The organism is Streptomyces apocyni, assembly GCF_009739465.1.
GTDB lineage: Bacteria > Actinomycetota > Actinomycetes > Streptomycetales > Streptomycetaceae > Streptomyces > Streptomyces apocyni.
The window spans coordinates 422,591-435,377 of record NZ_WHOM01000078.1; the positions used below are offsets into that span (position 1 = coordinate 422,591).

At 69.6% G+C, this 12,787-nt stretch carries 10 protein-coding genes; 4 read left to right on the forward strand and 6 right to left on the reverse strand.

The window, feature by feature from the left end; genetic code table 11:
* Positions 1-185: 185 nt before the first annotated feature.
* The 3 genes from GCN81_RS30540 to GCN81_RS30550 all read right to left on the reverse strand — a co-directional run bounded on the left by GCN81_RS30540 (position 186) and on the right by GCN81_RS30550 (position 3,340).
* Positions 186-1,367 carry a LeuA family protein gene (locus GCN81_RS30540; RefSeq protein ID WP_156727777.1) on the reverse strand — a complete coding sequence of 394 codons (1,182 nt, stop codon included), beginning with the start codon at positions 1,365-1,367 and terminating at the stop codon, positions 186-188.
* A 139-nt stretch (positions 1,368-1,506) separates the two neighbouring features.
* A complete protein-coding gene (locus GCN81_RS30545; protein WP_156727778.1) occupies positions 1,507-2,709 on the reverse strand; it encodes a pyridoxal phosphate-dependent aminotransferase in 1,203 nt (400 codons plus the stop codon).
* A gap of 37 nt (positions 2,710-2,746) precedes the next feature.
* Positions 2,747-3,340, reverse strand: coding sequence for a cysteine hydrolase family protein (locus GCN81_RS30550; RefSeq protein WP_156727779.1), 594 nt, complete (start codon positions 3,338-3,340; stop codon positions 2,747-2,749).
* A 358-nt stretch (positions 3,341-3,698) separates the two neighbouring features.
* Between GCN81_RS30550 and GCN81_RS30555 the strand changes: the two genes are divergently transcribed.
* The 4 genes from GCN81_RS30555 to GCN81_RS30570 all read left to right on the forward strand — a co-directional run bounded on the left by GCN81_RS30555 (position 3,699) and on the right by GCN81_RS30570 (position 8,710).
* Positions 3,699-5,678, forward strand: coding sequence for an FAD/NAD(P)-binding protein (locus tag GCN81_RS30555; protein ID WP_156727780.1), 1,980 nt, complete (start codon positions 3,699-3,701; stop codon positions 5,676-5,678).
* Positions 5,679-5,680: 2 nt separating this feature from the next.
* Positions 5,681-7,081: a 3-isopropylmalate dehydratase large subunit gene (gene leuC, locus GCN81_RS30560; protein WP_156727781.1), complete on the forward strand. Its 1,401-nt coding sequence runs from the start codon at positions 5,681-5,683 to the stop codon at positions 7,079-7,081.
* A gap of 54 nt (positions 7,082-7,135) precedes the next feature.
* A complete protein-coding gene (gene leuD / locus GCN81_RS30565) occupies positions 7,136-7,723 on the forward strand; it encodes a 3-isopropylmalate dehydratase small subunit (protein ID WP_156727782.1) in 588 nt (195 codons plus the stop codon).
* A gap of 84 nt (positions 7,724-7,807) precedes the next feature.
* On the forward strand, positions 7,808-8,710 hold the full coding sequence (locus tag GCN81_RS30570) for a LysR family transcriptional regulator (protein ID WP_156727783.1): 903 nt from the start codon (positions 7,808-7,810) through the stop codon (positions 8,708-8,710).
* A 39-nt stretch (positions 8,711-8,749) separates the two neighbouring features.
* Here the strand turns inward: GCN81_RS30570 and GCN81_RS30575 are convergent, their stop codons facing one another.
* The 3 genes from GCN81_RS30575 to GCN81_RS30585 are packed head-to-tail and all read right to left on the reverse strand — an operon-like array spanning position 8,750 to position 11,998.
* Positions 8,750-9,727 (reverse strand): alpha-ketoacid dehydrogenase subunit beta, encoded by a 978-nt coding sequence (locus GCN81_RS30575; protein WP_156728004.1) that lies wholly within the window; start codon positions 9,725-9,727, stop codon positions 8,750-8,752.
* A gap of 14 nt (positions 9,728-9,741) precedes the next feature.
* Positions 9,742-10,854, reverse strand: coding sequence for a pyruvate dehydrogenase (acetyl-transferring) E1 component subunit alpha (gene pdhA, locus GCN81_RS30580; protein WP_156727784.1), 1,113 nt, complete (start codon positions 10,852-10,854; stop codon positions 9,742-9,744).
* A complete protein-coding gene (locus GCN81_RS30585; protein ID WP_197287863.1) occupies positions 10,832-11,998 on the reverse strand; it encodes an IS701 family transposase in 1,167 nt (388 codons plus the stop codon). The genes pdhA and GCN81_RS30585 overlap by 23 nt, the downstream gene beginning before the upstream one ends.
* Positions 11,999-12,787 lie beyond the last annotated feature (789 nt).

Consider the following 12,787-nt stretch of genomic DNA (forward strand, 5'->3'; position numbering starts at 1 on the left):
GGACTCCGCGTGTCGCACAGCCGCGCGGGGCGGGGCCCCGGTCGACCGCTCGGACGGCCCGCTGTCGCTTGCCTCCGGGCCCCGTCACGGTGCCGCCCGGTGGACGGGCCCGCCCTGCCCCCCAGCGCCACCGACGCTCCGGGCGGCCATCCGAACCGGACCCACACCCCTATGCTGACCATCCGTCACATAGCTTCCAGGACACACCCCTTGAGACCACGCTCCAAGCGCGCCTGGAGGACGTTGAGGTCTTCGCAGTCGCCGCCTTCGCGCTCCTCGATGTGGGTGCGGTAGAGGAGGTCGAGCTGCGCGTCGTCGACCGCGTGGCCGATCCGGTCGAGCAGATGGCGCAGCACGGAGCGGCCGGAGTGGCGGCCGATCAGGAGGGAGCGCTCGCGGCCGAAGCGGGTGGGCTCGACGTACTCGTAGGTCGCCGGGTTGCGCAGCATGCCCTGCTGGTGGATACCCGCCGCGGTGCCGAAGGCATAGGTGCCGAAGATCGCCTTGTTGCGGGGCTCCTCCAGCTTGATGATGCGGCGGAGCGCGCCGTAAGCCTCATACATCTTCGGCATGTCGATGTCGCAGTGCAGTCCGGTGACGTCCTGCTTGTACGCGAGCAGCGCGGCAACCTCCTCCAGCGCGGTGTTGCCCGCGCGCTCGCCGATGCCGCCGAGCGTGGCCTGGACCTCGTCGGCACCCGCGACGAGCCCGGCGAGGGCGTTGGCGGTGGACAGCCCGAAGTCCTCGTGGCAATGGGTGGCGATGCGAATGGGGGAGGGCGCCCAGCCGCGGAACTTGCGGATGAGGTCGGCGTACTGCTCAGGGGTCATGGAACCCGAGGTGTCGGCGACCACGAAGCCGGTGGCACCGGCCTCGATGGCACGTTCCGTCATCGGCCGCAGCAGGTCGTCCTCGCCCCTGCTGGCGTCCTCGATACCGACGGAGATGGACTCCACGCCGAAGGAGTGGGCGAGCGAGACCGCTTCGACGACCTCGTCGACGGCGCGCTGCGGGGTGATACGCCGCTTGTGCTCGCAGTGCATCTTGCTGCCGGTGGCGGCGATCTGGATCTGGTGGTTGGCACTGCCGCCCGCCTCGACGGCGGTGACGATGTCGGTACTGACGGCCCGGCAGAAAGTGGTGAAGCGGGCGCGGGTGAGGTGTTTGGCGATGAGGCGGGTGGCCTCGAAGTCGCTCGGGGAAGAAGCGGGGAAGCCGGTTTCGATGTAGTCGACGCCGAGATCCTCGATGCGCAGGGCAAGGTCGAGCTTGTCCTTGGGGCCCATGGCATTGGCGGGGGCCTGCTCGCCGTCGCGAAGGGTGGTGTCGAAGAAGGAGACGCGACGCGTCCGGGACTGATCTGCCATGACGTACTCGTTTCTCCCACCGGCCCGGTGTGCGAGCCGGGGGGCGGATGTGAATCGCTGCGGATGCGCGTACCTGCCGCACCGGCGGACCCGACGTGAGCGGTGCCGCCGACGGCGCGTACGGAGGGGACGGGGCCCGTCAGAGGTGCGGGGCGGCGGCGAGGGCGGTCGCCATGCGGTCGAGGGCTTCCTCGACGACCGTCTCGGAGGTGGCGAAGGAGAGCCGGACGTGGCCCTCGCCGCCGGGGCCGAAGGCGGTACCGGGCATCACCGCGACGTACGCCTCACGCAGCAGCCAGGTGGCGAAGTCGGCCGAGGAGGCGAATCCGGTGCCCCGGATGTCGGGGAAGGCGTAGAACCCGCCGCGCGGCTTGGCACAGCTGATGCCGGGCAGGGCGTTCAACCCGTCCGTGATCAGGCGCATCCGCCGGGTGTAGGCGTCCGCCATGTCCTGGACGGGCTGCTGGGTACCGGTGAGCGCGGCGAGTCCGCCGCGCTGGACGAAGGAGCCCGCGCAGCCGACGCTGTGCTGTTGGACCTTGAGCATCTCGGTCATGACGGGGGCCGGGCCCGCCGCGTAGCCGAGCCGCCAGCCGGTCATGGCGTAGCCCTTGGAGAACCCGTTGACGGTCACGGTGCGCTCGGCGCAGCCGGGCACGGCGGCCGGGCTGAGGTGCGGGGCGTCTCCGTAACGGATCTTCTCGTAGATCTCGTCGGAGATGACGAACAGCTCGTGGGCCTCGGCGAAGTCCGCGACGGCACGGACCTCCTCGGGGCTGAGAGTACGGCCGGTGGGGTTGTTGGGGCTGTTGACGAGCAGTGCCTTGGTGCGGTCGGTCACCTGCCGCTCCAGCACCTCACGAGTGATACGGAAGTCGTCGTCGCCGCGGAGTTCGGCAGCCACCGGCCGGGCTCCCACCAGGCGGGCCATCGACTGATAGCTGACCCAGCTCGGGGTGGGGACGATCACTTCGTCGCCCGGGTCGAGCAGTGTCATCAGGGTGATGAACAGGGCGTGCTTGGCGGAGGGGGTGACGATGATGTCGCTCGCGGGGTCGGCGTGAATGCCGTTGTCCTTGGCGAGTTTGTCCGAGATCGCGTGCAGCAGGGCGGGCAGGCCCCGGCTGGGCGAATAGTGGGTGAAGCCCTCCTCCAAGGCGAGCGCCGCCTCGGCGACGATGTGCTCGGGGGTGTCGAAGTCCGGTTCGCCACCCCCGAGGTCGAGGACCGGCACGCCCTGGGCGCGCAGTTCGTGGACGAGTTCGAGGACGGCGTACGTGGCGGACTTCTCGATGTCCGCGAAGCGAGCCGCTACCCGGCTCTTCACGACGTGGTGGTTCATGAACGGTCCTTCATGCGTGTCGGCGCCGGCACGCCGGCTACTGGGCGTGGCGACTCAGGGCCCGCTCCACGGTGGTGATCGTGGCGGTGCGGGCGATCACCTTGAGGGCGGCCTGGTGGATCTCCTGGTTGTCGGCGGCCGTGGCGTCCTCCAGCACCTCGACGACGTAGTCGCGGTCGTGGGCGTCGCGGGCCGTGGCGAGGATGACCATGTCCGTGGAGACACCGGTGACAAGCAGGGTGTCGACACCCTGCGTGCGCAGCAGCACGTCGAGGCCGGTGCCGTAGAAGGGGCTGATCCGGCTCTTGGAGATGACGGGTTCGCCGACGGCCGGTGTGAGGGCCGGGTGGACCTGGGTGGCCCAGGTGCCGAAGACCAGCCGGTCGTCGGCCTTGGCGGCGGCGAAGACGGGCGAGGTGGCGGGCCATTCGGGGTGGCCCGGGGAGAAGCCGACGACCACGTGGATCACCGGGATGCCTGCCGTGCGGGCCCCTTCGACGGCCTTCGCGGCGTTCTCCAGGACCTTCCGGTCGGCGATCTGCTGCGCGAATCCTTCTGCTCCGTATTTTCCGGCCGGGTCCGCGATCTCGTTTATCAGGTCAAGAACAAGAAGTGCGGGACGATTACCCATGACCCCTCCCGGGAAAGCAGGACTGACTCCTTGCCAGTTCACCAGGCGGATTACATAGGACCGCCGAACCGGCCGTCAAACCATCGCGGCAGCACCGCACAATTACGGCAGGTAGATAGGTCTGAAAGTCTCGCGTATCACCTGTCAAACAGCATCTGACCTGCCCATTTGATGAGATCAACGAGGGCGTGGATACATGAGAACAGCTCATGTAAAGCATGAAGAGAAGCCCGTTGATAGTCACACCAAAGAGCAGTTAGGGTCATTCACTGCGGGCCCTTAGGCCCCTTGACCAACGGTCTGAAGAAGCGACGACTTCGCTACTTCTACGGCATGGCTTTTCCGAGAGGTTGTCAGGGTGAAGGATGAGGAATTCCACCGGATCGCGGTGGTCGGCGGCGGGCCGCGCGGCCTGAGCGTCGTAGAACGCCTGGCGGCCCGCCTCACCGCGGCCCCGCCGGCGCACGGCGTGGAGATCTGGCTGATCGACCCGGTCCAGGTCGGCAGCGGCCGGGTGTGGCGCACCGACCAGCCCGACTGGTTTCTCATGAACACCGTGGCGGACGAAGTGTCCTCCTTCTCCGGGCAGCCCGACGGCGGCCCGTCCAGGCCCGGCGCCGGCCCCTCCCTGGCGCAGTGGTGGCAACACGTCGACGCGGATTACCCCGGCCCCAACAGCTACGCCCCACGCGCGCTGCACGGCCGCTACATGCAGTTCGTGCTGGAGTCCGTCGAGAACCACCTGCCCGACGGGGTGCTGCTGCACCGGGTGGCGGCCGAGGTACTGGACCTGACACGCACCCCGGCCGGCCGGTACGAGCTGCACTGCGCCGACGGTCACGTGCTGGACGCTGACCGAGTGGTGCTGACCACCGGGCACGCCGTGCCGGAGCCTGCGGGCTCGCAGCGTGAGCTCGCCGACTTCGCGGCCGGGCACCCCTCACTCACGTACATCCAGGGCGATTCGGCGGCGGACATGCCGCTGGACCACATCGCGCCCGGGACCCGGGTCGGGGTCCTGGGGCTGGGGCTGTCCTTCTACGACGTGATGGCCTCGCTCACCGTCGGCCGGGGTGGAACCTTCGCACCGGATGCGGACGGCAGTCTGGTCTACCGGCCCAGCGGCGCCGAGCCGGTCATCGTGGCCGGCTCCCGCAGCGGCATGCCGCTGCCCGCGCGCGGACGCAACGAGAAGCATCACGACTACCGTTACACCACCCTGCTGTTCACTGAGGCACGGGTGCGCGCGGGCCGGACCGGTGAGCAACTGGACTTCGTCACCGACGTCCTGCCGTGGCTGCTCGCCGAGGTCGACCTGGCCTACTACGCCACCGAGCTGACCCGCCGGGGCGGTGACGGGGCCGCAGCGTTCGTCCAGGAGGCGCTGGCCGCCGCGGGCCCGGAGACACCGGACGGCGGGGAGCTGCGGAGCCCCGCCTCCGCCAGGGTCCCCGACGTGCGCGCGATCGCCCTGCGGCACGGCGTGGGCAGCCTGCCACCGCTGGTCCTCGAAAACCTCGCGCGGCCCTTCGCGCACCGCAGGTACACCAGCCCCGGCGCCTTCGCCACCGACCTCTTGGACGCGCTGCGCACGGACCTGGCCCACGCCGAACAGGGAAACGTCGGCTCGCCCGTCAAGGCCGCACTGGACGTGCTGCGCGACACCCGCAGCGTCGTACGGGCACTGGTCGACTTCTCCGGACTGACCCCGGCCTCGCACCGCACCGATTTCCTCGGCTGGTACGTGCCGCGCAGCTCGTTCCTCGCCGCCGGACCGCCACGCGAGCGCCTCCAGCAGGTGCGGGCCCTCCTCAATGCCGGCTGCCTGCGGATCGTCGGCCCGGCCGCCCGCTACGAAACCGACCCGGCCGGCGGCCGGTTCCGGGTGTCCTCGCCCCAGGTCAAGGACTCCGAGGTCCTGGTGGAGACCATGATCGATGCCCGGATCCCGACACCCAGCCTGCACCACGACCCGTCGGCGCTGACCCGCAGCCTGGTCGAGCAGGGCATCCTGACCAGTTACGTCAACGGCAAGGGGCCGGATGCCTTCGACACCGGCGGCGTCCATGTCACGGGCAGTCCCTTCCACCCGGTGGGCCGCGACGGCCTCGCCGACACCGGGCTGTACGTGCTGGGAATCCCCACGGAACACACCCGCTGGTTCATGCAGGGCGGCAGCAGTCGTCCCGGCTTCTGGACCGATTTCGTACAGGACGCGGACGCCATCGCCGCCGACGCACTCCTGCGGGACCCGGTCCCCGACGCCCCGGGCCTTCCGGCTCGCGAGGCCGGAACCGGCCCGGAAACATTCGTCACCGAACAGAAAGCACAGCGCTGACCATGGGCTCGACACTCGCGCAGAAGGTCTGGGCGTCCCACGTCGTACGACAGGGCGACGCCGGAGACGACCTCCTCTACATCGACCTCCAGCTGCTGCACGAGGTGAACACCCCGCAGGCGTTCGACCGGCTGCGCGCCTCCGGCCGCACCGTACGCCGCCCCGACCTCACCCTGGGCACCGAGGACCACAACACCCCCACCATCGACATCCGGCGCCGGATCGAGGACCCCGAGGGCCGTCGGCAGTCCGAGCTGATGCGTTCCAACTGCGCCGAGTTCGGCATCCCGCTGCACCGCCTGGGCGACTCCGGCCAGGGCATCGTGCACGTCATCGCGCCGGAGCAGGGCCTGACCCGGCCCGGCATGACCATCGTGTGCTGCGACTCGCACACCACCACGCTCGGTGCGTTCGGTGCCCTGGCCTTCGGTATCGGCGCCAGCCAGGTGGAGCACGTACTGGCCACCCAGACGCTGCCGATGCGCCCCCTGAAGAACCTCTCCGTCACCGTCGACGGGCGGCTGCCCGAAGGCGTCACCGCCAAGGACCTGATCCTCGCGCTGATCGCCGAGATCGGCACGGCCGGCGGTCAGGGCCACATCATCGAATACCGGGGCGCGGCCGTCACCGCGCTGTCGATGGAGGCACGGATGACGCTGTGCAACATGTCCGTCGAAGCCGGTTCGCGCGCCGGTCTGATCGCCCCTGACCAGTGCACCTTCGACTACCTCGCATCGCGTCCTAACATGCCGACCTCCGCCGCCTGGGAGGCGGAACTCGCCCACTGGCGCACCCTGCGCACCGACGACGACGCCGTTTTCGACAAGGAGGTCGTGCTGAACGCGGCCGACCTCAGCCCCTACGTCTCCTGGGGAACGAACCCCGGCCAGAGCATCCCACTCACCGCCAAGGTCCCCGCTCCCGACGACTTCGCCGACGAGGAGGCACGCACGGCGGCCGAACGGGCCCTCGCCTACATGGACCTGCGGCCCGGCACCGAGATGCGGGACGTCACCGTCGACGCCGTCTTCCTCGGCTCCTGCACCAACGGCAGGATCGAGGATCTGCGGGCCGCAGCCGACGTCCTCAGGGGCCGCAAGGTCACCGACGGCCTCCACATGATGATCGTGCCAGGGTCGGTGCAGGTGCGGCGGCAGGCCGAAGAGGAAGGCCTAGACCGGGTGTTCGCCGAGGCGGGTGCCGATTTCCGGGCCGGCGCGGGCTGCTCGATGTGCGCGGCTCTCAATGAGGACCGGCTGGCCCCAGGCCAGCGCGCCGCCTCCACGAACAACCGCAACTTCGAGGGCCGCCAGGGCAAGGGGTCGCGCACCCACATCGTCTCGCCGCAGGTGGCCGCCGCGACCGCCGTGACCGGCCGGCTGACGTCACCCTCCGACCTCTGACCTCCCCGTGGGGCCTCGCCCCGGAACCCCTACCGCGAGCAACGGAACACATCCATGAAGAAGTTCACCGTGCACCGGGGCACCGCCGCCCCGCTGCGACGCACCAACGTCGACACCGACCAGATCATTCCGGTCCGCTTCTGTGCCAGTACCACCCGCGACGGCCACGCGGACGCGCTGTTCGCCGACTGGCGTGCCGACCCCGGGTTCGTACTGAACAAGCCGGAGCACCGCGACGCCACCGTGCTGATCGCGGGCAACGACTTCGGCACCGGCTCGTCGCGCGAGTACGCCGTGTGGGCCCTGCAGGACTACGGATTCCGCGCCGTCCTCGCCCCCCGCTACGGCGACATCTTCCGTGCCAACTCACTGATGAACGGCCTGGTCACCGTCGTGCTGCCCGCGCCCGACATCGAGTGGCTGTGGGAGCTCGTCGAGGCCGGTCCGGCCACGTGCGTCACGGTCGATCTCGAAGGACTCGAGGTACGGGCGGGTGGGCGGGCCTTCCCCTTCTCGCTGGACCCCGAGAGCCGCCACCGGATCCTGGGCGGCATCGACCCGATCGGATCGACCCTCCAGCACGAGGACGACATCGCGCGCTACGAGGCCGGGCGCCGCCCGGCGTTGCCCATCACGGTCTGAAGGTGCCCAAGTAGCAGGCGGTCCTGTGGCCGCCCTCACGTGTCCGGGACCGCGCCCCGGGCCGGTGGTTAGGCTGCCCCGGTCATGAAGCTCTCCCAGTGCGCGGCGTTCGTCGCGATTGCCGACACAGGCAGTTTCACCGCTGCCGCCCGCGTCCTCGGCGTCAGCCAGTCCGCCGTCAGCCATGCCATCTCCACCCTGGAGGCGGAGCTGGGGGTGGACCTGATGAAGCGGGACCGCAGCGGCGTTCGGCTCACTGACGTGGGCCACCGGGTGCTGGGGCACGCGCGGGGGGCCATCCAGCACACCGAGAGCATGCGCAATACGGCTGTCGACTTCCATGATGGTCTGCGGGGCACGGTCCGGCTCGGCACCAGCCAGAGCTTCGCCTGCCGACTGCTGCCCGCACTGATGACCGAGCTGCGCCATCGCTTCCCGGCGCTGGAGATCGAGCTGCGTGACGGTACGGACATGCAGATCGCCGCATGGCTGCGGGAGTACGAGGTCGACATCGGCATCGTCGTGCTGCCGAAGCCGGAGCTGACCACCATCCCGCTGCTGCACGACCGGATGTACGTGGTGCTTTCGGCGTCCCACCCGCTGCTGTCGGGGACGACGGTGAGCGTGCGTCAGCTGGCACGGGAGGAGATCCTGCTGCCCGTCGGGGCGGTGGAGGCCATGGTCACGCCGCTCTTCGAGGCCGAGGGGATAACACCGCGGGTCTCACACCGGGTGCACGACCTCAACGCGCTGCTGGCGATGGTGGCGGCGGGGCACGGGCTCACCCTGGTGCCCTCACTGGCAATGCCCGTCCTCTCGCCCGAGCTGCGGGCGCTGCCGCTCACCCCGTTCGTCACCCGTGAACTGGCCATCGCGGTCGGCGCCCGGGTCCGCGACCAGCGGGCCAGCAAGGCATTCGTCGCCACCGCACGGGCGCTCGCCGCGCAGCAGGACTGGATGCTGCCGCCGTTGCCCGTACCCGTCTGAGACGGAGTACGGGCAACGGCGCTCCCACCACGGGTTCGTTCAGCTGGCGAAGGCCTGGTCAACCGCGTGCATGACACGGTCCAGGCCCGGCAGATACTCCTCCTCCAGACGGGACGGCGGGTAGGGGGCATGGAATCCACCGACCCGCAGCACGGGAGCCTCCAGGTGGTAGAAGCAGCGCTCCTGCACTCGGGCGGCGATCTCGGCCCCCGCGCCTACGAACACCGGCGCCTCGTGCACCACGACCATCCGCCGGGTACGCCGCACCGACCACTCCACGGTGTCCGTGTCGAGAGGGGAGAGCGAGCGCAGGTCGAGGACCTCGAGGGAACGCCCCTCGGCCGCACCGGCTTCCGCGGCCGCCAGACACAACTTCACCGAGGGCCCGTACGCCGCCAGGGTGAGGTCGCGGCCGGGGCGCACCACCCGGGCCTTGTGCAGGGGCGCGGGCTCAGTGGTCAGGTTCACCTCGCACTTGTCCCAGTAGCGACGCTTGGGTTCGAGGAAGATCACCGGATCGTCGGAGGCGATCGCCTGGCGCAGCATCCAGTAAGCGTCATCGGCGGTCGCCGGCGATGCCACCCGCAGGCCCGCCGTGTGCATGAAGTAGGCCTCGGGCGACTCGCTGTGGTGCTCGATGGCGCCGATTCCGCCGCCGTAGGGGATGCGCACCACGACGGGCAGTCTGACCTTGCCCAGTGAGCGGGCGTGCATCTTCGCCAACTGGGTGACGATCTGGTTGAAGGCGGGGAAGACGAAACCGTCGAACTGAATCTCCACGACGGGCCGGAAGCCGCGCAGGGCCAGTCCTATCGCGGTACCGACAATGCCTGACTCGGCGAGCGGGGAGTCGACGACCCGGTCCTTGCCGAAACGGTGCTGGAGCCCGTCGGTCACCCGGAACACCCCGCCGAGTCTGCCGATGTCCTCGCCTTGGACGACGACCTTCGGATCCTCGTCGAGTGCGTCGCGCAGGGCCCCGTTCAACGCCCCGACCATGGTCATCTTCTCGAACACCTGCCGGCTCTCCCTCACTGCGGGCCCTCCTGCACGAACGTCGCCTGGAACGCTTCGTACTCCCGCTGCTCCTCGCTGACTTGCGCGTGCTCGTCCACGTACACATGGCGGAACATCGCCGCGGGGTCCGGGTCGGGCATGGCACGGACGCCTTCGCGGACCCGTAGCGCCAGTTGCTCCGCCTCCTGGGCAAGATCCTCGAAGTACGCGGCGTCCGTGTGGCCGTGCTTCTCCAAGTGGGCCCGCAGCCGCAGCAGCGGGTCCTTGGCCTCCCACGTCTGGCGCTCGGAGTCGTCGCGGTAACGGCGCGGTTCGTCGGACGTCGCATGCGGGCCCATCCGATACGTGTGCGCCTCGATCAGGGTGGGGCCCTCGCCCCGGCGGGCGCGCTCCAGCGCGGAGCGGGTCACGGCGAGGCAGGCCAGCACGTCGTTGCCGTCGACGTGGATGCCGGGGAAACCCCAGCCCGCGGAGCGCCGGTGGATCGGCGCGCGGGTTTGGTGCGAGGTGGGGGTGGAGATGGCCCACTGGTTGTTCTGGCAGAAGAAGACGACGGGTGCGGCGTTGACGGTGGCGAAGGTGAATGCCTCTGCCACATCGCCCTGGCTGGAGGCGCCATCGCCGAAGTACGCCAGCACAGCGCTGTCGGCGCCCTCCCTGGCCATGCCCATCGCGTAGCCGACAGCATGCAGCAGCGGCGGGCCGATGACGATCGTGTAGAGGTGGAAGTTGTTCGCGTCGGGGTCCCAGCCTCCGTGGTTGACGCCCCGGTACATGCCGAGGAGGTTCAGCGGGTCGACGCCGCGCGTCCAGGCCACGCCGTGCTCCCGGTAGCAGGGAAAGACGTAGTCGTCGGGGCAGGTGGCCCTGCCGGAGCCGATCTGCGCCGCCTCCTGGCCCAGCAGCGAGGCCCACAGGCCCAGCTCGCCCTGACGTTGGAGGGTAACCGCCTCAGCGTCGAAGCGCCGGGTGAGCAGCATGTCCCGGTACAGGCCACGCAGCTCCTCCGGGGTGGTCTCCAGAGGGTGATCAGGATGCTCGAAGCGTTCCCCTTCCGGGGTCAGCAGCTGGACAAGTTCCACGGGGCGCTCCTTGGCGTGGGTCTCAGGCGGGCAGTAGCCAGTCAGCCGTGTGCTCGGGCCTGGGGCTGTCGAGCCTGCTGTAGGCGTAAGCGGCGGACATCAGCGTCATGTGGTGGTGCCATCCCGGATAGGAGCGGCCTTCGTAGTCGGTCAGGCCGAAGCCGGACTCCAGGTCCTGTAGCGTCCGGCGGTTGGTGTCGGCGAGCGCGGTCAGCCGCAGCAGCTCGCCGGAGGGCCGGTCCAGCAGATTGGTCAGCCAGGTCCGGGAGCGGCCGCCCGGGGCCCGACCCTCGGCGAACAGGCGCAGCGGGTAGCGGGCTGCCGGGGCGTCCGGTCCGCCGGCGGGCCGGACCAGGCGTGTCCGGCTGCGGTTGCCCCGGACCGCCTCGGCGGGCCGCCCGTACGTGCTGACACCTCGGCCCTGCTGGAGGACGGCGGGGGCGGGAAAGTCCCGTGCCGCGACCGGAGCAGCCGGGGCGTGGTTCCCGGCGGCGGCCAGTAGGGGTACGACGTGCTGGGTGTCGGGCACGGCGATGAGGAACTCATGTCCCCGGCAGGCAAGTTCGCGCAGCAGTGGGTCCACGTCGTCAAGATCACGCAGATCAGCGATCAGGGGCGGCGGCGCGGAGGCCGAGCGGGCAGTCTGGGTGTCCACCAGGTCGAGTACCTGGGCCCACGGCGGCTGGTAGCGAGCCTCCTCGGGGACCCGCGCGCGGGTACGCAGGGCAATCTCCGCACACCAGGCGCGCGGCAGGAACAGCCGCCAGTCCATGGGTATCTGGATGTCGGCCGCCCCGCCCAGGGCGTGGAAAAGACCGAGGCTCAGCTGACAATTGACGGTACGTCCAGCCATCGGGACGAAGCGGCGGTGCGCCCCGGCGGAGTACTGGCCCCGTTTGGGCTGGATGACAACCCCCACGGTCCACGCCTCGGGGGCGGCTCGGCGCTCGGTCCAGCGGAGTATCTGTTCCACGACGGGTTCCCAGGCCCAAGGGCTGGCATTCAGGAACTGCTGGAGCGAAAGGACCGCGGACTCCTCGGTCGCACCCCCGGCGGCCGCCAGCCGCCGTACTGACTTCTTGCCCTGTGAAGTCAGCAGCCCCTCCAGGTAGACGCCAGCCCAGCGCCGCTGATCCACCCGTGGCAGCCCCTCGAAGATCGTCTCCAGGAATGATGCTTCCACTCGCATTGCCGCGTCCCCTTCGTGCTTCCTCATGCGGTGCCAGCGAGACGATACCGAACGCTCGTTATGGAAAGTTCACGCCAGAGAAGCCCCCGTCGCCCCTGAGTGAGCAGCGCGAAGTCACCTAAGATCAGGGGCAGTTGATGGAGAGTGCCTGACCGAAAAATGACCTTATGGTCGTTTTGTGACTGCGTTTACTTCGACTTCTCCACCTAGCAAAGCTTCCACAAAGAGCCGCACGAGTAGGTGCAAAGAAGCTTCTGGGAGCACGCGGGAACGACCCGCCTCACCCGCCGAATGCAGCTGCGGCACGACCGCGACGCGCACCTGAGGCTGATCGAAGGGAGGGTTGCCGGGGCTGGCGGCCGCCGATACGCAGGGCGCCTGCCACCGAGGGCCCGGGAGATCCGCAGGAGATCTACCGAACAAGGAAGGCCCCGAGACCCCTATCCGCATGCGCGGGCCCTGCTCGTCGGCGCCCATGCGTACCGGATCAGGGTGCCGTCCGAGCTATCTCCCGAGGAGCGGGACCGGTGGCGGAAGCTTGCCGAGCACGACGGGGACAATCGCTTGGAGTACGCCGAACGGGCCGGCGCGCTGGACGGGCGCATAGTGCAGCATCTCAGCGGCGGCCCGGAACTACTTGATGCCTATCTGAGCGGCCCCAACGACCACTTCACACGCCATGAGCACGCGTTGATCACAGCAGCGCTCGACGCCCGTCGGTTCGGCCACACCCCGCCGCTGCCCGCGGCCCTCTTGGCGGAGGCCGCCGACGGCGCGCTCGCCCCGCAC